The sequence below is a fragment of the Lampropedia puyangensis genome (assembly GCF_004833285.1).
Classification (GTDB): Bacteria; Pseudomonadota; Gammaproteobacteria; order Burkholderiales; family Burkholderiaceae_C; genus Lampropedia; species Lampropedia puyangensis.
Map to the genome: position 1 here is coordinate 123,052 of NZ_STFG01000007.1, position 22,078 is coordinate 145,129.

15 protein-coding genes are annotated in these 22,078 nt (G+C 52.5%); 7 read left to right on the top strand and 8 right to left on the bottom strand.

The window, feature by feature from the left end:
* Nucleotides 1-27: 27 nt before the first annotated feature.
* From E9531_RS08555 to rlmD, 4 genes are all read left to right on the top strand, one after another.
* Nucleotides 28-1,161, top strand: coding sequence for a methionine ABC transporter ATP-binding protein (locus E9531_RS08555; RefSeq protein ID WP_136573342.1), 1,134 nt, complete (start codon nt 28-30; stop codon nt 1,159-1,161).
* Nucleotides 1,151-1,828, top strand: a complete 678-nt coding sequence (locus E9531_RS08560; protein ID WP_211343400.1) for a methionine ABC transporter permease — start codon at nt 1,151-1,153, stop codon at nt 1,826-1,828. The genes E9531_RS08555 and E9531_RS08560 overlap by 11 nt, the downstream gene beginning before the upstream one ends.
* A gap of 258 nt (nt 1,829-2,086) precedes the next feature.
* Nucleotides 2,087-4,279 (top strand): catalase/peroxidase HPI, encoded by a 2,193-nt coding sequence (katG, locus tag E9531_RS08565; RefSeq protein ID WP_136573343.1) that lies wholly within the window; start codon nt 2,087-2,089, stop codon nt 4,277-4,279.
* Nucleotides 4,280-4,520: 241 nt separating this feature from the next.
* On the top strand, nt 4,521-6,035 hold the full coding sequence (gene rlmD, locus E9531_RS08570; protein ID WP_136573344.1) for a 23S rRNA (uracil(1939)-C(5))-methyltransferase RlmD: 1,515 nt from the start codon (nt 4,521-4,523) through the stop codon (nt 6,033-6,035).
* A gap of 123 nt (nt 6,036-6,158) precedes the next feature.
* Here rlmD and nrdR read toward each other — a convergent pair whose 3' ends face one another.
* The 3 genes from nrdR to E9531_RS08585 all read right to left on the bottom strand — a co-directional run bounded on the left by nrdR (nt 6,159) and on the right by E9531_RS08585 (nt 9,208).
* Nucleotides 6,159-6,620, bottom strand: a complete 462-nt coding sequence (gene nrdR / locus E9531_RS08575) for a transcriptional regulator NrdR (RefSeq protein ID WP_136573345.1) — start codon at nt 6,618-6,620, stop codon at nt 6,159-6,161.
* Between the two features lie 125 nt (nt 6,621-6,745).
* Entirely contained in the window at nt 6,746-7,990 is a 1,245-nt protein-coding gene (gene glyA / locus E9531_RS08580; RefSeq protein ID WP_136573346.1) for a serine hydroxymethyltransferase, read from the bottom strand.
* A gap of 294 nt (nt 7,991-8,284) precedes the next feature.
* Nucleotides 8,285-9,208 carry a lytic transglycosylase domain-containing protein gene (locus tag E9531_RS08585; protein ID WP_244610045.1) on the bottom strand — a complete coding sequence of 308 codons (924 nt, stop codon included), beginning with the start codon at nt 9,206-9,208 and terminating at the stop codon, nt 8,285-8,287.
* Between the two features lie 716 nt (nt 9,209-9,924).
* Between E9531_RS08585 and xth the strand changes: the two genes are divergently transcribed.
* Nucleotides 9,925-10,725: an exodeoxyribonuclease III gene (xth, locus tag E9531_RS08590; protein WP_136573379.1), complete on the top strand. Its 801-nt coding sequence runs from the start codon at nt 9,925-9,927 to the stop codon at nt 10,723-10,725.
* On the opposite strand, the gene E9531_RS08595 is transcribed toward xth, so the two are convergent.
* Entirely contained in the window at nt 10,714-12,852 is a 2,139-nt protein-coding gene (locus E9531_RS08595; protein ID WP_136573348.1) for a DUF1631 family protein, read from the bottom strand. The genes xth and E9531_RS08595 overlap by 12 nt on opposite strands.
* Before the next feature lie 149 nt (nt 12,853-13,001).
* The gene (ettA, locus tag E9531_RS08600; protein WP_136573349.1) at nt 13,002-14,663 is read right to left on the bottom strand and encodes an energy-dependent translational throttle protein EttA; all 1,662 of its coding nucleotides are present in this window, start codon (nt 14,661-14,663) and stop codon (nt 13,002-13,004) included.
* A 360-nt stretch (nt 14,664-15,023) separates the two neighbouring features.
* On the opposite strand from ettA, the gene E9531_RS08605 reads away from it, so the two are divergent.
* Entirely contained in the window at nt 15,024-16,925 is a 1,902-nt protein-coding gene (locus tag E9531_RS08605; protein WP_136573350.1) for a DEAD/DEAH box helicase, read from the top strand.
* 220 nt (nt 16,926-17,145) lie between these two features.
* Nucleotides 17,146-18,486: a polyamine export protein PaeA gene (gene paeA / locus E9531_RS08610; RefSeq protein ID WP_136573380.1), complete on the top strand. Its 1,341-nt coding sequence runs from the start codon at nt 17,146-17,148 to the stop codon at nt 18,484-18,486.
* 53 nt (nt 18,487-18,539) lie between these two features.
* On the opposite strand, the gene E9531_RS08615 is transcribed toward paeA, so the two are convergent.
* From E9531_RS08615 to E9531_RS08625, 3 genes are all read right to left on the bottom strand, one after another.
* Nucleotides 18,540-19,331, bottom strand: coding sequence for a metallophosphoesterase (locus E9531_RS08615; protein WP_136573351.1), 792 nt, complete (start codon nt 19,329-19,331; stop codon nt 18,540-18,542).
* Between the two features lie 21 nt (nt 19,332-19,352).
* The gene (locus E9531_RS08620) at nt 19,353-20,069 is read right to left on the bottom strand and encodes a lytic transglycosylase domain-containing protein (protein ID WP_425293573.1); all 717 of its coding nucleotides are present in this window, start codon (nt 20,067-20,069) and stop codon (nt 19,353-19,355) included.
* A gap of 158 nt (nt 20,070-20,227) precedes the next feature.
* Nucleotides 20,228-21,973, bottom strand: a complete 1,746-nt coding sequence (locus tag E9531_RS08625; RefSeq protein ID WP_136573353.1) for a proline--tRNA ligase — start codon at nt 21,971-21,973, stop codon at nt 20,228-20,230.
* Nucleotides 21,974-22,078 lie beyond the last annotated feature (105 nt).

Here is a 22,078-nt window from a genome sequence, read left to right on the forward strand (position 1 = left end):
CAACCTGCCACCCCAAAGAGGCATGCCATGCATGAAGCGCACCACACTCCAGTTCAAACCCATGCGCAAGTGATTGCAGGACACCCCAACAGCACGGAGTCCAGCCCCCCTGCAGCGGTAGTTTTTGAGCAGGTAGGAAAAACCTATCAATCGTCAGCAGGCCCTGTTGCCGCATTGCACGCAATTGATTTAAGCATCCCCAGCGGCTGCATTTACGGCATTATTGGCCGCAGTGGCGCGGGCAAATCAAGTTTGCTGCGCACCATCAATCGACTGGAAGAACCGAGCGAAGGCCGTGTCATGGTCGAGGGTGTTGATATTGGCACCCTCTCTCAGCAGGAACTGGTGCGCCAGCGCAGGCGCATTGGAATGATTTTTCAGCATTTCAATTTGCTGTCAGCCAAAACTGTTTGGGACAATGTGGCCCTGCCTCTACGCGTTGCAGGCGTTCCTGAGCCGCAAGTCAAAGAGCGCGTACAAGCCCTGCTGGAGTTGGTTGGACTGGCCGACAAACATAACACCTATCCGCGTCGCCTATCAGGAGGGCAAAAGCAACGCGTAGGCATTGCCAGGGCACTGGTGCACAACCCTCCTATTTTGCTGTGTGATGAAGCAACCTCAGCACTGGATCCTGAGACCACACAGGCTATCTTGCAACTGCTCAAGGACATCAACCAACGGCTCAATATCACGATCATTTTGATCACGCATGAGATGAGCGTCATCCGTGAGATTGCCGACGAAGTACTGGTATTAGAGCAAGGCCGTATTGCTGAGCATGGCCCTGTTTGGCAGGTATTTGGCGCGCCTGAGCACCCCGCCACCCAAGCGCTGCTGGCCCCATTGCAACACAGTTTGCCTGAAGATCTTGCCGCACGCCTGCAGCCCCAACCGCCCAATAATGGACAGCCCTTCCAGCAGGTGCTGCAGCTCTTTTACACTGGTCAGGCAGGACTAGTGCCAGATTTGCCCCATATTGCTGCACGTCTGCCTGGCCACCCCATGTTGTTGCACGGCGGGGTAGACCGTATCCAGGGCCATGCGCAGGGCAGCTTGTTGATTGGCCTTGACGGCCACGCCACGCTGCCTGATTTCAGTCTGTTAACGCAAGGCGAGCAAGCCATTGCGCATCGTATCGAGGTAATTGGCTATGTGGTTTGAATCGTTGACATCACAACTGTCTATTCCCGTTGAGCGTTATTGGCAAGCTCTGCTTGATACCTTGATGATGGTGGGCGTCTCCAGTGCAGTTGCTTTTTTTGCGGGCGTACCACTGGCGCTTCTGCTGATCGTCACTGCGCCGGGCGGTTTTTTGCAGTCCCCCACCACCAACCGGCTTGTCGGCTACGTCGTCAATGGTTTTCGCGCCGTGCCATTCATTGTGTTGCTGGTGGCGTTGATCCCCTTCACGCGCTGGTTGGTGGGCTCGTCCATTGGTGTCTGGGCTGCGATCGTGCCATTGGCCATCAGTGCGACACCATTTTTTGCTCGCATTGTCGAAGTCAGTTTGCGCGAAGTGGATGCCGGTTTGATCGAAGCCGCGCAAGCCATGGGCAGCCAAAAATGGCACATTGTGCGCCACGTCTATTTGCCCGAAGCCATGCCCGGCATCATTGGGGGGTTCACCATTACCTTGGTGGCTTTGATCAGCTCTTCAGCCATGGCAGGGGCCGTCGGCGCAGGAGGACTGGGGGACTTGGCCATCCGCTATGGCTACCAACGCTTTGACACCCAAGTCATGGTGATTGTGATTGTGCTGCTTGTGGCCTTGGTCACCATCGTGCAATACGCGGGTGATCGTTATGTGCAATGGCTCAAAAGCCGCTGAACGCGCATAGGCACGTATCTACATTCCCAAGCGTTGGCGCTTGCCTCAGCACGCATGGCCTGATTCGCCAATAGCAAAACCCAATCACACTATTAAATATTTTTGATTTTTCTAATCGCATCCAACTCCGTATCATGAACCTACGTTATCCCAAGCGCTAAACCAAGCGAGTATGGGTTGCGTTTTTGTTTCTCTCAACGCCGCTTGAAACGCCCCACGATAAAGGTGTGCAAGCGCTCCAGCATAGGAAGCACGCTCATGACGGACCAAGCCAAATGCCCTTTTCACCATGCCGCAGGCAGCGGCACCACCAATCGGGACTGGTGGCCCAAACAGTTGCGGGTGGACTTGCTCAATCAACATTCGGACAAGTCCAACCCACTCGGCGCCGATTTCGATTACGCCCAAGCGTTTAACAGCATTGACTTTCACGCACTCAAAAAAGACTTGCGTGACTTGATGACCGACTCCCAGCCTTGGTGGCCTGCCGACTTTGGCCACTATGGTCCCCAATTCATTCGCATGGCATGGCACTCTGCCGGAACCTACCGCATTGGCGATGGTCGTGGGGGAGCAGGCCGCGGCCAGCAACGGTTTGCGCCACTCAACAGCTGGCCAGACAACGTCAACATTGACAAGTCGCGTCGCCTGCTTTGGCCCATCAAACAAAAGTATGGTCAAAAAATTTCCTGGGCTGATTTGATTGTGCTCACAGGAAATGTGGCCCTTGAAACCATGGGTTTCAGAACATTTGGCTTTGCCGCAGGCCGTGTAGACACATGGGAGCCAGACAACGATGTGTATTGGGGCGATGAAAAAACTTGGCTGGCCCCAACCGACAACCCGCACAGCCGATACTCTGGCGAGCGCGATCTGGAAAACCCATTGGCGGCGGTACAGATGGGGCTTATTTATGTCAACCCAGAAGGCCCAGATGGCAACGGCGACCCGCTGGCCGCCGCGCGCGACATTCGCGATACATTTGCACGCATGGCCATGGATGACGAAGAAACCGTCGCCCTGATTGCTGGTGGCCATACATTCGGAAAAACGCATGGGGCGGGCCCAGCAGAGAGTTTAGGAGCCGAACCTGAAAGTGCAGGCATGGAGCAGCAAGGTTTGGGCTGGAAAAGCAGTTTTGGCTCAGGCAGTGCAGGAGATGCCATCACCAGCGGATTGGAAGTCACCTGGACCACCACACCAACGCTGTGGAGCAATAACTTTTTCGAGAACCTCTTCAAATACGAGTGGGTACAAGAAAAATCTCCGGCTGGTGCCTTGCAGTGGGTCGCCAAGGATGGGGGCGAAATCATCCCCGATGCGCACAATCCTGCCATCAAGCGCAAACCGACCATGCTGACCACAGACCTGTCGCTGCGGTTTGACCCTGCCTACGAGAAAATTTCACGCCGTTTTTATGAAAACCCGCAAGCCTTTGCAGAGGCGTTCGCGCGTGCATGGTTCAAACTCACACACCGTGATTTAGGCCCACGTGCACGCTACCTAGGCCCTGAAGTTCCAAAAGAAGAATTGATCTGGCAAGACCCAGTACCTGCTGTGGACCACGCCTTGATTGATACCACCGACGCCACTACGTTAAAGCAGCGCATTCTGGCTACAGGGTTGACTGTTTCAGAGTTGGTCAGCACCGCATGGGCCTCAGCCTCCACATTCCGTGGTGGTGACAAGCGTGGTGGGGCCAATGGGGCGCGAATTCGCCTTGCACCGCAAAAGGATTGGGCTGTCAATCGCCCTGAACAGCTGGCTAAAGTACTGAACGCGCTTGAAGCAGTGCAGTCAGACTTCAACCCAACTGCCACAGGAGGCAAAAAAGTATCCCTCGCCGACTTGATTGTTTTGGCTGGCAACGCAGGAGTAGAGGCCGCTGCACAAGCCGCAGGTGTCCCCATTGATATTCCCTTCAGGCCTGGCAGAACCGATGCCACGCAGGAACAGACCGATACGGCATCATTCGCACCGCTAGAGCCCGTTGCCGATGGTTTACGCAACTACCGCCAGCACAATTTCCGCGTCTCCACAGAAGAATTGCTGATTGACAAAGCGCAGCGGCTCACACTAACCCCACCTGAATTGACTGTACTCGTAGGCGGTATGCGTGTATTGGGCACCAACGCCGATGGCACTGCACATGGTGTATTCACCAATCGCATTGGCACCTTGAGCAACGACTTCTTCACCCACCTGCTGGATATGAGTGTGGAATGGAAGGCCACGGATGCACATGCAGAGCTCTTTCAAGGCTTTGACAGAGCCAACGGTGCTTTGAAATGGACAGCCACCCGCGCCGATCTGGTGTTTGGCTCCAACGCTGTGCTGCGTGCCGTTGCAGAGGTGTATGCCAGTGTTGATGCTAAAGAGCGTTTTGTGCATGACTTTGCTGCAGCATGGACCAAAGTCATGGAACTGGACCGCTTTGATCTGAAGCCATAAAACCTCCCGCAAACAGACACCGGCCCTGCCTATTGCAGGGCCGTTTTTTTCTAAATAAACACGTACTTTACGCATGTCACTTGGCACGGTATTCGGTCAAGCAAAACGCGACGGGCAACACCCTCTAAAATAGCGCCCCTTGGCACGCGGCTTTCTATGATTGGCCTGCCGATACGTTGATATTCACAATACAAGGCTATTGCGCAAAGCCTTGAGCTGTCGCCCCACGGCGCTTTCCACCATGTCACAAGAAAATACATCGCAACAGGCGAACTCGCCCTACCCCGACCATGCCCTGTCGATTGACTCAATGGATATGGAAGCCCAAGGAGTCGCCCATCGTGAAGATGGCAAAGTCGTCTTCGTGGAAGGTGCGCTTGCTGGCGAAGTGGTCACCGCCACTGTCAACCGCCGCAAAAGCAACTGGGAAAAAGCCACCTTGCAGAACGTGTTGCGTGAGTCGTCACAACGCGTGACTCCGCATTGCCCCCATTTTGGCTTACACCAAGAAGCCTGCGGCGGTTGCAAAATGCAGCACTTGAGCGTCAGCGGTCAACTGGCGGCAAAACAGCGCGTTCTGGAAGACAACCTGTGGCATTTAGGCAAGGTCAAAGCTGAACGGGTACTACGCCCCATTCAAGGGCCCGACTGGGGCTACCGCTGGCGTGCCCGTTTGTCAGTCCGCTATGTTCGCAAGAAAGAAACCGTGCTGGTTGGCTTTCACGAACGCAAAAGCCGCTACATCGCCGACATGCAAGTTTGCCGGATTTTGCCACCGCACATTGATAGCCTACTCTTGCCTTTGCGCAGATTGATAGCCAGTTTAGAAGCCAAGGAAACCTGTCCGCAAATTGAAGTCGCTTGCGGCGACCAAGTCACTGCATTGGTGTTGCGCCATCTTGAGCCACTCAGTACGCACGACCTGAGTTGTTTGCGCACTTTTGCTCAAGCGCATCCTTTCGTTCAGTGGTGGCTACAGCCCAAAGGGCCAGATACCGTTCATATGCTGGAAGATGGTGGCAACGCCGCTGAGCTGGCCTATACCTTGCCTGAATTTGGCATTCGCATGCCATTCAAGCCAACAGACTTCACACAAGTCAATCCGCACATCAACCGCGTGCTGGTCGCACGTGCACTGCAGCTGCTGCAAGTGCAAAGTGACGAGCGCGTGATCGATTGGTTCTGCGGCTTAGGCAATTTCAGTTTGCCGCTCGCCACGCAAGCCACAGAAGTGCTGGGCATTGAAGGCAGCGATACGCTTGTGGGCCGTGCAACCGACAATTGGCAAGCCAACCAAAGTGCACGCCAAACACAAGGGTTGCGCGGTTTGGCACCCACGCATTTTGTGGGACGCAACCTCTTTAACATGACGCCAGAATTGCTCCAGGCAGATGGCGTAGCCCAAAAATGGTTAGTCGATCCACCGCGTGAAGGGGCGTTTGCGCTCGCCAAAGCACTGGCAGAAATTCACCAGCAACGCCTAGGGAAAACACTGGAGTTACCTTTAGAGAGTGAAGAACAGAAAGAGCAGGCGAGCACCACCAGCGAGCCATTCGATGACAACCCGCAGTGGATGCCACCGCAGCGTATCGTATACGTCAGCTGCAACCCTGCCACATTGGCACGAGATGCCGGTTTGTTGGTTGATAAAGCAGGCTACCACTGCACAGCTGCGGGTGTAGTCAATATGTTTCCCCACACTGCTCACGTTGAAAGTATTGCAGTCTTCGAACGCAGCGCTGCTTGGACGGAATAAACGATATCGCGATATTGCAATGCATTTGCATAACAATCTCAGCACAACACAAGCGCATTGGTTCGTTTGCACCAACTAGGAAATAGTCCTGCTGCAAGAGTCACACCCTTGCGGCAGCTGGTTTCACAATTCTGGATGGTGACCGGCCTGGTCAATCAAATTCTTGAAAGCATCAAGATCACCCACACTGCGGTATACGCTGCCGTAGCGAATGAATGCGACCTTATCAAGCCCACGCAATTCTTTAAGGACAGCCTCGCCGATCAAGCGTGAATCCACCTCACGTCCGCCCAAGCCAAGCAAATAAACCTCAATGCGCGCTACGGCATCATCCACATCCTGCGTCTTCACAGGCCTTTTACGCAGCGAGAGATTGATTGACTCGCGCAGCTTGTGCTTTTGGTACTCCACGCGTCGCCCATCACTTTTGACCACTGCAGGCATTGTGACCTCAGCCCGCTCGTACGTAGTGAACCGCTTCTCACACGCGACACATTGGCGCCTGCGGCGGATACTGGTATTGTCTTCGGATAAGCGTGTCTCCACCACTTGGGAATCGTCGTGTCCACAAAAAGGGCATTTCATGATGGCAGAGCGTTTGCAGTAGAAGTTAAAGTCGATAAGTCCATACAACAACCGCGCCTGAAGAGGGGAGTCTCTTGGCGCGGTCAGTCGTGAAAGGGCGCTATTCGCCCATCATCTGGCAAGCATTAACCGTAAACAGGAAAACGGCTGGTCAACTCATGCACGCGTTCACGCACTTTGGCAATGTGGCCGGCATCATTCGGATTGTCAAGCACATCCGCAATCAGATTGGCGGTCAGAAAAGCTTCTTCATCCTTAAATCCGCGCGTAGTCATTGCAGGCGTACCTACACGAATACCGCTGGTCACCATTGGCTTTTCAGGATCGTTAGGAATGGCATTTTTGTTGACTGTCATATGGGCTTCACCCAAAACACGCTCAGCCTCTTTCCCTGTGATGTTCTTCGCACGCAGATCGACCAACGCCAAATGGCTTTGGGTTCGGCCACTCACGATACGCAAATCACGCTCAGCCAACACATTCGTCATGATGTTGGCATTGGTCAATACTTGCTGTTGGTATGTTTTGAACGCAGGCTGAGACGCCTCCAAAAATGCGACTGCCTTGGCTGCGATCACATGCATCAAAGGGCCACCTTGCAACCCAGGGAAAACTGCACTGTTGATGGCTTTCTCGTGCTCTTTCTTGCACAAAATAATGCCGCCACGGGGGCCACGCAAGCTTTTGTGGGTGGTCGATGTCACCACGTCAGCGTGCGGCACGGGGTTTGGATACAGACCAGCGGCAATCAAGCCAGCATAGTGGGCCATGTCAACCATGAAAATAGCCCCAACAGCTTTGGCCACTTTGGCAAAACGCTCAAAGTCAATGTGCAAACTATAGGCTGAGGCACCAGCAATAATCAGCTTAGGTTTGTGTTCATGGGCCAAGCGCTCCATGTTGTCGTAATCAATTTCCTCTTGCTCATTCAAGCCATAGGAAACGATATTGAACCACTTGCCGCTCATGTTCAATGGCATGCCATGGGTCAGGTGGCCGCCTTCTGCCAAGCTCAATCCCATTACTGTATCGCCAGGCTGCAAGAAGGCCAAGAACACAGCTTGGTTAGCCGATGCACCGCAATGCGGTTGCACGTTAGCTGCTTCAGCACCAAACAGTTTCTTCACTCGCGACAATGCCAACTCTTCAGCAATGTCCACGAATTCACAACCACCGTAATAGCGGCGACCTGGATAACCTTCTGCGTATTTGTTGGTCAGTTGTGTGCCCTGAGCCCACATCACAGCAGGAGATGCATAGTTTTCACTCGCAATCAGCTCAATGTGCTCTTCCTGACGTTTATTCTCAGACTGAATGGCTTTAAACAGCTCTGGATCGACTTGGTCAACCAGCAAATCGCGTTGGTACATGGTGGTAGCTATCCTTAACGAAACGGAAATTGATGAATCATGCCGCAACAGCAAACAAGACAACGCATAGTGATGCACTGCAAGTTTTGCCGCAGCTCAGATCCTCAAGCTCTCTGCGCATACAAGTCATATGATTGCTGCGCAGGGCGTTAGTGTAATGGAACATACTCTGGCAAGCTCCAGAGAACATCAAACTCACTACAGTAAACGTACTAATAAAGGCTTGAATGGATTCAGGCGCCTCATAGTGCCAGCTCTCTTTTAGATCAATGCAAAAAGATCAAGACAGAACACTCAAGGCGTTTTGCTGGTATCAGATGCATTCGCCTGCGCCAGAACATGCATATTCTGAGTCGGCTCAAGCAAGGCAGCCACATTATTCAATGCAAGGTCAAGGCCAGCAGGGCTGCTGTTTGCTCCATCCTGCGCCACAGCCACACCTAGCGTGACAGGAGCGGCGCTTTGCTCAGCAGTCAGAAGTACATCACGCTGCTCAGCCTGGCGTTTTGCCCAGGCAGCCTTGAACGCTGCAGGCAACATGGCCAGGGGTTTACTGGTCGCACTTTTGAGTTTAGCCTGCTCTGCCAAGACTTTACTGGCATACCCCCCATCGTTAGGAAGTTTCGCAGCGCCCACATAGCAAACCAAACCACGCTGAATTCCACCAAAGCGATCAATACAGTCTTTCAAAATCAGTGACCCCACTTGCATATTGCTTAGCGGATCAAAAGCTGCCAGAGAGCCGCCGAAATGCGCATATTTATCCTCATGCACATTGGTCATCACCTGCATCAATCCTTGCGCTCCAACAGAACTCTGTGCAAACGGGTTAAAGCGCGACTCAATCGCCACTACAGACAAGATAAGCTGCGGATCTAAACCTCGCTTCTCACCCAACTCATAAGCTTTTGCAACCAATGCGCCCATCGGTTCAGGCGCCACTCGGTATTTTTTACTCAACCAAAACGCAGTTGCAGCCTGCTCTTCAGACAGATCCAACAGGTCCACAGCCGTAACACGTTCAAGCGCCTCGGGCTCTACATCCAATTGCGCCTGTATCACTTTGCGCTCGTACAGATGTGCATACAACCATTGCTCGCCATCATCAAGCAGATCGGGATAGGTATAAACCACCAAGGCACAAAAAACCAGCAACGCGCCAAGCAAAGCAAAGCCATTGAGTACTACCGCTTTCAGTGCGGCGATGGATGATTTCATCAGGGTATTCATTTTTCTAGATAGAGACATGCGCTTCTCCAGCGGACGGCCAAATCAATCAAGCCGCCAACTCATGCACTGTGTAAAACGCTCAAGGAGCAACACACAGCGATGACTTACAAGACACACCCTGTTCTTGGGCGTGCCACACATCGATTGCCATTTGATGACATGTTGGCAATCAGCAGAATGGCGAGAGTTTTGATGAATCGTAAATAGCCGTCAAGACTATTGAATTGATTTTTTATAAAAAAAGAAGATAAAGAAAAGATCAAAAATTAGAAGTTTTGAAAAGACACTTATCTAACCAACTGTTTTTCAACATTTTTTATTTTCGGAAAAACGTTTAACAACTAATCAAGGAAAAAATTGCTTCTTTATGTAAACAACACAACATGGCGACGTTTAAAGACGACAACACGTCCCTTTAAGCATCGACGGCCCAAACACTCAAGGGAAAACCTGCTTCGCTATACTTTGCACATAATCAGAACAATGCATCGCCTGGCCCAAGTCAGCTATCCGCCACTTATTTCTGTTTTAAAAGCGGTTGGAGAGCGCTGACCTATAGACCAACCAAGTGGTCAGTGCGCAGATGCAATCATGATTGCATCCTGCAATGCACATTGTTTTGGATGCCCGTGGGGCACACTCTATGAATCTGCGCTTTGTCTCACGCGCACAATGCGCATCAACACACTCACTCTTTCATGACGATCACTTTAGCCAGCTGGAATGTCAATTCATTAAATGTCCGCTTACAACATGTCAGAAACTGGCTTGAAAGCAATCCAGTTGATGTACTGGGTATTCAAGAGCTAAAACTCATTGACGAAAAATTCCCCACCGCCGCCTTTGCCGAGGCCGGCTACCAAACAGCGGCTTTCGGCCAACCTACATACAACGGAGTGGCCATCGCCCATCGCCACGAAGCTCAGGATATTGAACGCAATATTCCAGGCTACCCAGATAGCCAATCTCGCGTCATCAGCGCGACACTGAACATGGCATCCACCCAAATCCGTCTGGTTAATGCATATTTTGTAAATGGGCAAGAACCAGGCAGCGAAAAATTTGCTTATAAATTAGAGTGGCTCGCGCATCTGGAACGCTATGTCGCTGAGCAGTTGGCACAACACCAACATGTTGTATTAATGGGGGACTTCAACATCACGGCTAGCGACCAAGACTCTTGGGACCCTAATGGACTAAAAGAAACCATTCACCATACAACTATTGAGCGCCAAGCATTGCTACGCCTGCTGGCGCTCGGCATGTTGGACTCGTTCCGCGCGTTTGAGCAAGCTGAGAAAAGCTTTTCTTGGTGGGATTACCGCATGCTCGGGTTTCAGAAAAACAGAGGCCTTCGCATTGACTACGTATTAATCAGTGAATCACTTCGTCCCGCGCTGACACGCAGCTGGATTGACCGAGCCCCCAGAAAATGGCCCAAACCAAGCGACCATGCTCCAGTGCTGGTGGAATTAGATATGGCGCGATTGGACTCAAGCACTTGAATCAAGAACCCGTACATCCCCTTGCGCATACATTCCTAGCAAACGCCTTCGGGTCATGGTTTGGCTGCTTCCATCAGGTGCGGTGAACATAAAGATGCTCTGATCAGGACTTACCCAGGTGAGCTGGGTTGGCGCAACGTCACCACCGCCCAAAAGTAACCAACAGCCCATTCGCAAATCAGGCAACTCAGCCTCATCAGCACCCGGCCTCGCCTTGGGCCTCTGGCTCGCCTCCGGCAATTCAGCAGCCTGAGTGCCAATTAATCCATGCTGCGGCTCTACACCCATGGTAACTCTAGTTAAAAGTGGCAATTGCATGCCTGCTGCCCCTTGTGGCTTGCCATCACCTGTGTCAGTGAGTGCTTTCTCTGGTGTTGCACCTATGTTAATAGCGGCCCCATTAGGAGATGCGTACAACAACTGCACCCCTCCTGTCTGAGCCTGCTCTGCGCTGGCTTCCTGCAGCGCCTGTCTATGCAGTTCCTTGAGCTTGGACACTGCTGCATCTACTTTTTCATGCTCAAGCCCAACGCTGAGTAAACCAGAGCGAAGCTCGTCATACATATTTTTAATAGCACGCAAGCTTTCAGGATTGGCAGTTCTAAATTGTCCTGCCTGGACACTACCCAAAAGGACTGGGACCAAGGAAAAGTACCCTTGAGGATCCACTCGAATCAACTCGGAAAACGAAAGCTGCACGGGGGCGGCACTGGCCTTGAGATAGCGTAACAATGACTTAGTGATCACCTTGGCCCACGGCCCAGTCGCAAATGCTTGCACCCTGGCGTGCGCGGTGGAATAAAGCTCGTGTGCACGAATTCCTGCAATAACTTGCTCAAGCACAGCATCTGTATTCCATTGCAACGTGCTGTCAATAACCTCTTGGTACTGATCTCCCCCCCCTGTCTGCAACGATATGAATGCCGCTTGAAAACGTTTGACCGAAGAGGCCTTAGTCAAATGTCCATCAGCAATCGCCGAGCGCAATGCTGTTGCAAAGGCAAGCAACGCCCCTTCATCGCCAACATTCAGCGCCCTTGAACGCTTTTGAATTTCAGTCAGAAAAAGCCGTGCGGGATGGTCAGCATCGCGCAAAAAAGCCGGATCAGTTTGTACCAATTTGCGCAGCGCAGGCTGCAGCAAGGCCACCTGCTCTTTGATAGGCTGAAGCGGTGCCACAGCCTTCACAACATCAAGCATGAGTGCTTGGTACGTCAATGCACCAGTAGCAGCATTTGTTTGAGAAGCCTCTTTCACCGAGGACGAGAGATGCTCTGTGTCAGACTTCGTCGCAACCTGATCTGAGACATGGCTGCCCCCTGCATTTGAACCACTCGCTGCCAATATGTACTGAGAGGACTGGTTGCCAAGAGCACTCAAAATCTCTTCTTTGGTGAGCAGGCGTTCAGTCTCTGTAGGCTGCTTTTTCTCCATAAAAGAGAGATTGCCGTAGCCCGTCGTCATAGCGCCAAACGCTGTATTGCGTTTTTGCACTTGCTCTACACCCGCTTCAGACAGCTGCGTCACGACCAGCGAATATGTACGCGAAAGGCTTGAGGTCACCGCAACGCCAAATTGTTTTACTAGGGCAATATTCGAAGCGTCATTACCTCCTTCAGTGCTGTAAACCATTTTCTGCATGGCCTGCAAATAGTTCTCTGGCCGCAACGGATTGCGATCACGACGCGCATACGTGTATCCCCTTGCTGCACTGACCAATCCATCCAGAGATTCCAAAATCGGCGCGACAGCTGCCTCCATAGTCCGGTTGGCATGCATTAACTCTGATTTAGCTTGAATAGAGAGGTTAGATACGGCATCAATACTACCTAAGCTGGAGATGATGTCATCGTCTTGCGCAACCAAATCAAAATCCACTACCTCAGAGAAAGCCTCCAGCAGATATGCCGGGTATTGCTTAACCCAAAGATCATGACTCTTCTCTAAAAAGTGCAACGTTTGCACTGCAGTGGCCTGCTGCGCCGCACTACCCAAGGAGGGACTACTGGCTTGGGCAATACGCGCAGCCATATCGCGCAACACGCGCCGCATCACCGCGTTGCTTTCATACAGAGCTGAGACAACGCCTTTTTTAAAAAGAGCCCAATGTTCTTCAGGTTGATGCATACCAATCTCCCTTTGTCTACCCGATTGCACGCGACCTTCCCGCCATTAGTCAAAGGGGAGTCTTGCCACTCTCTTCAATCTCCCCCTTCTCGCGCACAACCTGTACGGTCAATGTGCGGCCGTTTTTCCTCTCCAGCCGCGCACAGATATTACTTCAATGCTTTAAAACGTACGCGCTTGGGTTGCGCTGCCTCATCCCCCAAACGTTTGCGCTTATCTGCCTCATACTCTTGGTAGTTTCCATCAAAAAACACCCACTGACTGTCCCCTTCAGCAGCAAGAATATGGGTTGCAATACGGTCCAAAAACCAGCGATCATGGCTGATCACCAAAACCGTACCCGCATATTCCAACAATGCATCCTCCAGGGCGCGCAAGGTTTCCACATCCAAATCGTTTGAGGGCTCATCCAACAGCAAAACGTTGCCACCAGTCAGCAATGTCTTTGCAAGGTGCAAACGCCCGCGCTCACCACCGGAGAGATTGCCCACTTTCTTTTGCTGATCGCCTCCATTGAAATTGAAACGTCCTGCATAGGCACGGCTGGCCATCTGGAATTTGCCCACATTGATGATGTCCAAACCGCCAGAAATATCTTCCCAAACGGTTTTATCGTTAGCCAATTCATCACGTGTTTGGTCCACATAGGCCATTTGCACTGTTGGCCCAACATCAACCTCACCGCTATCGGGTTGCTCACGCCCAGCAATCAATTTGAACAGCGTTGATTTACCTGCACCGTTCGGACCAATGATACCGACGATAGCCCCTGCAGGAATATTGAAGCTCAGGTTATCGATGAGTACACGATCACCAAATGACTTGCTGACGTTTTTAAACTCAATCACCTTGGTGCCCAGACGTTCAGCCACAGGAATGAAAATTTCCTGCGTTTCATTGCGACGTTGGTACTCGTGATCAGACAACTCCTCAAAACGCGCAATACGAGCCTTGCTCTTGGCCTGACGGCCTTTGGCATTCTGACGCACCCATTCCAATTCTTTTCTCAGTGCCTTAGCGCGGGCTTCTTCACCCTTCTGCTCAGCCTCCAGGCGCGTTTGCTTTTGCGTCAACCAATCGCTGTAGTTGCCCTTGTAAGGAATGCCATGGCCACGATCAAGCTCCAAAATCCACTCAGCGGCGTTGTCCAGGAAGTAACGATCATGGGTAATAGCCACCACCGTGCCAGAAAATCGTTGCAGGAACTGTTCCAACCAATCCACGCTTTCTGCATCCAAGTGGTTGGTTGGCTCGTCCAGCAACAACATATCAGGTTTGGAGAGCAGCAAGCGGCACAACGCAACACGGCGTTTCTCACCACCGGAGAGATTGCCGATCTCAGCATCCCATGGCGGCAGGCGCAACGCATCTGCAGCAATTTCCAGTTGGTGCTCAGAATCAGTGCCAGCCGCAGCAATCACCGCCTCCAAACGCGCCTGCTCGGCGGCCAGAGCATCAAAATCAGCATCGGGCTCAGCATACGCAGCGTAGACCTCTTCCAACTTGGACTTGGCTGCCATCACCTCGCCCATCGCCTCCTCCACACTTTGGCGCACCGTTTGTGAAGGATCGAGTTGGGGCTCTTGCGGCAAATAGCCAATTTTCAGACCAGGCATTGGCAATGCCTCGCCATCAATCTCTTTATCGATACCAGCCATAATCTTGAGCAGACTGGACTTACCAGAACCATTCAGCCCTAGCACCCCAATTTTGGCGCCGGGAAAGAAGCTCAAAGAAATATCCTTCAGGATCTGACGCTTGGGGGGAACCGTTTTACTCACACGATTCATCGAATAGACGTACTGGGCCATTTTCTAAAAATTCCTAAAAACACGCTGCAAACAACTTCTATCTCGCAGCAAAAGACGCATTATCGGCGCAAAAGCGCCTTAACACACAACACCGTGATGAATGCCTTCATCAATAAGGATAAGAACGATCATTCCCTTGGTGCTCAAAAAAGCTGCACAAACCAATAACTTATGCGAGAATGAAGGCGTTTTGGGTTTCAGTCGCCCAAAAACATGGTGATTTCGTAGCGTTGACATGGGCCCCGAGCCGCACAATTCTAAATAACAGCGCATATCGCCCGGTACTGAACAGCCCTCTTTCATCCTTTGGGTTGCGGGTAATAACCAAGAAGTCAGCACCTCTGAGTGCCTAACAATACAGTGACATTTGAATCTTTAAACCTGTCTGCCGACATCGTTTCGGCTGTGGCAGAGCTGGGCTATGTCCAGCCAACTCCTATTCAAGCCCAATCTATTCCACTCATTCTTGCCGGCCACGATTTGCTCGCAGGCGCCCAAACAGGCACAGGAAAAACAGCAGCATTCACGCTGCCTTTACTGGAAATTCTCAGCCGCGAAGAATCCTCCACAGGGCACCGCCCAGTTCGCGCGTTGATTTTGACGCCGACCCGCGAATTGGCGGCTCAGATTGATGACAACATCAAAGCCTACAGCAAGAACTTGAAGGTGCATTCCACCGTCATTTTTGGTGGTGTGGGCATGACCCCGCAAATCAACCGAATCAAGAAAGGCGTGGATATTCTGGTGGCAACGCCAGGGCGCTTACTCGATCTGCACGGTCAAGGGCATGTGGATCTCAGCTCTGTGCGATTTTTGGTGCTCGATGAAGCAGACCGTATGCTAGACATGGGCTTCATCCACGATGTTCGCAAAGTATTGGCGCTACTGCCAACACAAAAACAATCGCTGCTGTTCTCCGCAACTTTCAGCGACGAAATCAAGCAACTAGCTAATGGCTTACTGCACAACCCGCAGCACATTCAGGTCACGCCACCGAATACCACCGTGCAACGCATCAGCCAAGTCATCTATCCAGTTGGGCGACAAAAGAAAAAGGCAGCGCTGCTCCACATCATTACCAGTAAGGAATGGAGCCAGGTGCTGGTTTTTACACGCACCAAATTCGGCGCCAACCATGTTGCAGAATTCCTCAATAAAAATGGGGTCTCCGCCATGGCACTGCACGGCAACAAGAGTCAGTCTGCCAGAACTCAGGCACTGTCAAGTTTCAAGTCTGGCGAGTTGCGCGTGTTGGTCGCAACCGACATTGCCGCGCGCGGGATCGACATTGATGAACTGCCGCATGTCGTGAACTATGAAATCCCTAACGTGTCCGAGGACTACGTTCATCGGATTGGTCGCACAGGCCGCGCAGGCAATGAAGGCCATGCAGTCAGCTTGGTGTGCCTAGATGAAGAAGGCTTCATGATGGAAATTGAGCGCTTCACCAAACAGGAAATTCCAGTTGAAATCATGCCGGAATTTGGCCCTGAAGCCGATGAAGTGCCCGAGCCGATTGCCATGGGCAGGCAAACACTGTGGGGCGGAGCAGGAAAACCGCCAAGCCGCGACGTTATGCAGGCAGCCGCCAAAGCGGCGCGCAAAGAAATGATGGAGCGCATTAACGCCAAAAAATCGACCAAACCCGCACGCAAAAAAACTGCCAATAACGCGACAGGAGCTCAGCACGACGCCACAGCAGAAGCAAACAATAGCGGCGAATCCATTGCCAATTCTGCCGAACAACGCAGACCGCTGGACGCTGATGGCAACCCCATCAAACGGCGCAATCGCTTCCGCGCAGGAAAAAATGGTCGCGGGCCCCGCACACAGAATTCAGATGGCACTGCAACAGCAGGCGATACACCGCATCGCAATACGGCTCCAGCAGGCGGGCAAAACACCCCTCGCACCAACAATACGCATAAACCTCCGCGCCAAAACAACAAGCCGCGCCAAGGGGGCAATGGCAACAGTCAACCCCAACAGCAACGCTCGCGTGAACCGATGCTACGCGCCGATGCGCATTTGGGCACGCAAACAGGTTTTTCTCTCGCGCCTGCACAGCGGGGAGACAGTGGTCGCCAGCCAGACCCCATGCGCACCAGTGTAGACAGCATGGCTGAGCGTGGCCGCCGGGGAGGCAATGGCGGCGGTGGCAACCGCAATCGCAACCGCTCTGGTGGTGGAAACAAAGGCAGTGGCGGTATTTCGCCGCTGCAGCATAGCGGTATGGCTATTGCTGGGCGCCGTCGCCCATAATGCACCTGTGAGGCAAATCGAGAGAAACGCCTCACAGACTCGATAGGCCATGGCCTTGTGGTGTTCATACATCCAGGCTCGGCCTTGAACAGATTTAATTAACTCTGCATGGCCTGATTTCACTGCCTATGTAACGTGTACTTGAAAACGACGCCCAAACGCAAGCGGTTCCAACAGTTTTTATACTGTTCACCGGAGCGCCTAAGCGCAACTCCCTATGCTGTCTGCCCCCCAAAGCCTGCTTTTAATCATCGCACTGATTGCAGCCAGTGCCTTTTTCTCTCTGGCAGAAATGTCGCTTGCTGCGTCACGGCGCATTCGCCTGCGACAGTTGGCTGCAGACGGGGACCCTCGTGCACCACGCGTAGTGCAAATGCAAGAACAACCAGGTGACTATTTCACGGTTGTGCAAATTGCACAAAACGGTGTAGCCATCATGGGGGGGATTGTGGGCGAGGGTGCATTCAGTCCATTCATCACCAACTTACTGAGCCACTGGTTTGCAGCTTCCACAGCGCAAACACTAGGGTTTCTTTGCTCGTTCTTATTGGTCACCTCACTGTTCATTCTTTTTGCCGATATCGTCCCCAAACGGATGGGAATGGCAGACCCTGAAAAACAAGCCATGCGCGTGTATGGACTGATGCAGTTTTTCATGACAGTGCTCAAGCCTTTGGTATGGCTCTACAGTAAAAGCAGTGACGCTATCTTTCGCTTACTTGGCATGAATGCGCTGCGAGACGAACGCATTACATCGGACGACATTCTGGCCATGGCTGAGGCCAGTACCCAAGCAGGCGGCTTGGCACAAAGCGAACAACGCGTGATCGCCAACTTGTTTGACCTCGACAGCCGACTGGTAACCAGCGCAATGACCTCGCGTGACCGCATTGCGTTTTTCCTGCAAAACGATACCGATGCGTTGATCCGTGCCCGCATTGCCGAAGAGCCCTACTCCACCTACCCGGTGTGCGATAGGGACATTGATCACGTAATTGGCTATGTCGATGCCAAAGACTTGTTCCAACGCGCACTCAACAACCAAGCTATCTCACTGAAAACTGACGACCTGATTCACAAAGTACTGGTGATTCCTGACCGTCTTTCCCTAACTGAAACTTTAGACCAGTTTCGCCAGGCGCAAGAAGACTTTGCCGTGGTAGTCAATGAATACAGCTTGGTCGTCGGTGTGGTCACACTCAACGACGTAATGAGTACGGTAATGGGCGACTTGATTGGTCCTGACGACGAAGAATTGATTGTCCAGCGCGACACCAATTCTTGGCTAATCGACGGTATCACCCCGATTGAAGACGTTGTGCATGCCTTGACCATCGACGAATTCCCCCATTTTGAAGACTACGACACGCTCGCGGGTTTTCTAATGGTGATGCTGCGGCGAATCCCTAGACGAACAGACTCCGTTAACTGGGGCGGTTATAAATTCGAAGTGATGGACGTGGACAGCTACCGCATCGACCAGGTCTTGGTCACCCGCATCCAGCCGCAAGGTGAAGACAAGACTAGCTCGCTCAGTGCACCGTCTGCACCTACACATTAACCACGGTGTCAACTCAGTAGCCCAGTCGAAACAGCGCGGCGATCAGCTAGCGATCAAACTTCAAGCAACCAGTCTGAACGATACGCTTGCCGCTCCTGCGGCTTGGGGTAGCCCACTGGATTGGCCATAACATGACAGCCGTTATGCACATAGTCCACATGGCAGTGCAAGTGCCCATGCAACCATGCATCAGCATTGCTGAGCAGACCATCCCACGCATTGCAAAAACCAGCCGTTCCGGGCACTACACCATACCGCGGGTCTGCACTGCGAAGTGAAGGAGCGAAGTGGCTCACCACCACGGTTTGGCCCTCAAAAGGTAAGGCCAGTTGCGCCTCTAACCAAGCATACGATTGCAAGGCCAAGCTGCGCATTTGCCGCGCCCAAAACGGTCTTCCATGGCGGCTAATTTGCATACGGGGCATATAAAAATTGGCCGCCCGCATGGCTTTGCTCCGCTGCAGTCTGCGCACCTGGGCATTGGCATTCGGTGGCACCAGAGCATCAAAATCCGCCCAAAGCGTAGCCCCTATCCATCGCACACCAGCATGTACCAAGACTTGATGCTCTAACCAAGTAATAGCCAACTCGTGACATAAACGCTTTAATTGCGCTTGCGTAGCATCAAAATCCCCATCGTCGTATTCGTGGTTGCCCGGAACATAGAGCACTGGGACAGGCCAACCATTCAAAGGTGAGAAATAGTCCAGTCCAAAAGATCCAGAACCAAAGTGACGCGACGCAATATCCCCAGCCAACACCAACAATTGGGCCCCTGGCAATGGCCTGGGAACAAAGCCTGGATCGCTGTCACAGTGCAAATCAGAAATTAGCTGAATATGCATACCGGTGACTGATCGCCCACATCAAGAATCGGCATTCTGTGCTGCGACAGCCGGCTGCTGTACTGGCGGTTTTCGTACGTCCTCTGCTGCTGATGGACTCACAGTCTGCAGCGCCTCCACCACCGGTGGGGCACCGGGGTCTTCAAACTCCCAAAACTTCTGAGCGGCCAGTACAGCATTGGGGTAAGTGGCACGCCCTCGGCTACCGTTATAACGCCCCAGGGCCATGAATACATCGCCTTTTTCAATATCCAAGTAATGTCGCAAAATCACATTGCCAAAACGCAAATTGGTTTGCATGTGAAACAGTTTTGACGCATCGCTATCGCCAATAACACGCGTCCAAAATGGCATGATCTGCATGAAACCGCGCGCGCCAGCGTAAGAAATTACATGCTTGCGAAAACCGCTCTCTACTTGAATCAACCCCAATACCATGGCCACATCCAAGCCCGCGCGCTTGCTCTCATACCACACGGTTTGTAAAAACTCATGCCGCATGGCAACATTGGGCATGCGTTTGGCTAACTTTTCGCTCGTGGCAGTCAACCAGCGCAAATAAGCCAAGCGACTCGCGGTATTGGTGAATATAGGTTCTGGTGGCGTCGCATTGGCAATAGCGGCCTGCAAGGCTGAGCGCACAGAGTCAACCAACGGCTCTTCCAACTGCTGAGCGTGGGCATTAGGAATGCCCACCAAACCGAGCCACAAGACGGATATGACCAAGCAGTTGCGCAGTGCAGACCTTCGTACCGATAGGATAGAGAGACCAAATGCATGCAGGCAAGCAACAGCAATGGTCTGGCCTATACCAGCCGTGTTGCATGCTTGTCTACTGTTTTGCACCATACAAACCCTACATCATCGTGCGCGTAACAAATACGCCCAACCAGCCATTAAAAGACACCCTGCTCTCGCAAGAAGGCATCCACATCCGTCAATGCTACCTTTTGTGACTCGGTTTGGCGACGATGTTGATACTCTAGTTGACCTTCATTGAGATTCCGTTCCGAAATGACGACACGGTGAGGCACGCCGATCAATTCCCAGTCAGCAAACATCGCCCCCGGACGTCCACCACGGTCATCCAAAATCACATCCACGCCAGCTGATTGCAATTGCGCATGCAACTGCTGCGCCGCCTCACGAACCGGCTCACTACGGTCCATGCCAATAGGACAAATGACCAACGTGAAGGGCGCAATCGCATCAGGCCAAATGATGCCGCGTTCATCATGGTTTTGCTCAACCGCCGCTGCCGGCAGGCGCGAAACACCAATGCCATAGCACCCCATCTCAAACAATGCCGGTTTGCCTGTTTCATCAAGAAACGTAGCATTCATGGCCTTGCTGTATTTGGTGCCCAAGTAAAAGATGTGCCCAACTTCAATGCCCCGCTCAATCGCCAACAACCCTTTGCCGTCTGGGGAGCGATCCCCCACCACCACATTGCGCACATCGGCGACGAAGTCAGGCTCAGGCAGATCTCGCCCCCAATTCACACCGGTGAAATGGAAGTCAGCCTCATTGGCGCCACAAATCCAGTCACTCATGACTGCCACTTCGCGATCAGCCACAATCTTGACAGGCAGCTTCAAACCGATAGGCCCCAAGTACCCGGGTCTAGCGCCAAAATGAGCCACAATTTCTGTTTCAGTCGCGAAGCGAAAACCGGCGTCGAGCCCTTGGATTTTGCTGACCTTCACTTCATTCATGTCATGGTCGCCGCGCAGCAGCACCAGCCAAACCTGAACGCCAGCAGGTTCACCTACCTCATCCACTGAATCAGTTGCCAACACCAACGACTTGACCGTCTTTTGCAGTGGCACCGACAAGAGTTGCGCCACGTCTGCACAAGTGCTCTTGCTTGGGGTTGGTGTCTTCGTTAAAGCAGCGCTGGCCTGGGCACGCGCTTGGGCAGGTGGCAATGCCTCTGCCTTTTCAATATTTGCGGCGTAATCACTCTCAGGGCAGTAGATGATCGCATCTTCACCGGTTGCCGCAATCACCTGAAACTCTTCACTCAAATCACCGCCAATGGCGCCGCTGTCCGCGGCCACAGCACGATAACGCAAACCAAAGCGATCAAAAATCTGGCGGTACGCCTGTCGCATCGTCTGATAGCTCACTTGAGCTGCGGCGGGATCTTTGTCAAAGCTGTATGCATCCTTCATGATGAATTCGCGTCCGCGCATCAGGCCAAAGCGAGGGCGGCGTTCATCACGGAATTTGGTTTGAATCTGATAGAAATTGACGGGCAACTGCTTGTAGCTGCGCAATTCATTGCGAGCTACATCCGTCACGACCTCTTCACTAGTGGGTTGAATCACAAAATCACGATCATGGCGGTCTTTGACGCGCAAAAGCTCTGCGCCCATTTTTTCAAAGCGGCCTGTTTCTTGCCACAGTTCACCTGGCTGCACCACGGGCATTGCCATCTCAACCGCACCAGCGCGGTTCATTTCCTCACGCACGATGCGCTCAACCTTGTGCAGAACACGCAGGCCCATAGGCATGTAGTTGTAAATTCCTGCACTAACCCGGCGAATCAAGCCGGCGCGCATCATCAACTGATGGCTGACCACTTCCGCATCGGCTGGGGCTTCTTTATACGTGGAGACGAAGAAATTCGAGGCTTTCATGGCGACGGTACCGCTCTATAAAAAACGGTAAATCAATAAGTTGGAACTACCCCTGGCGTATTCGCCCATTGGCTTGCTGTGCCTATCGCGGCATAATAAGGGCAG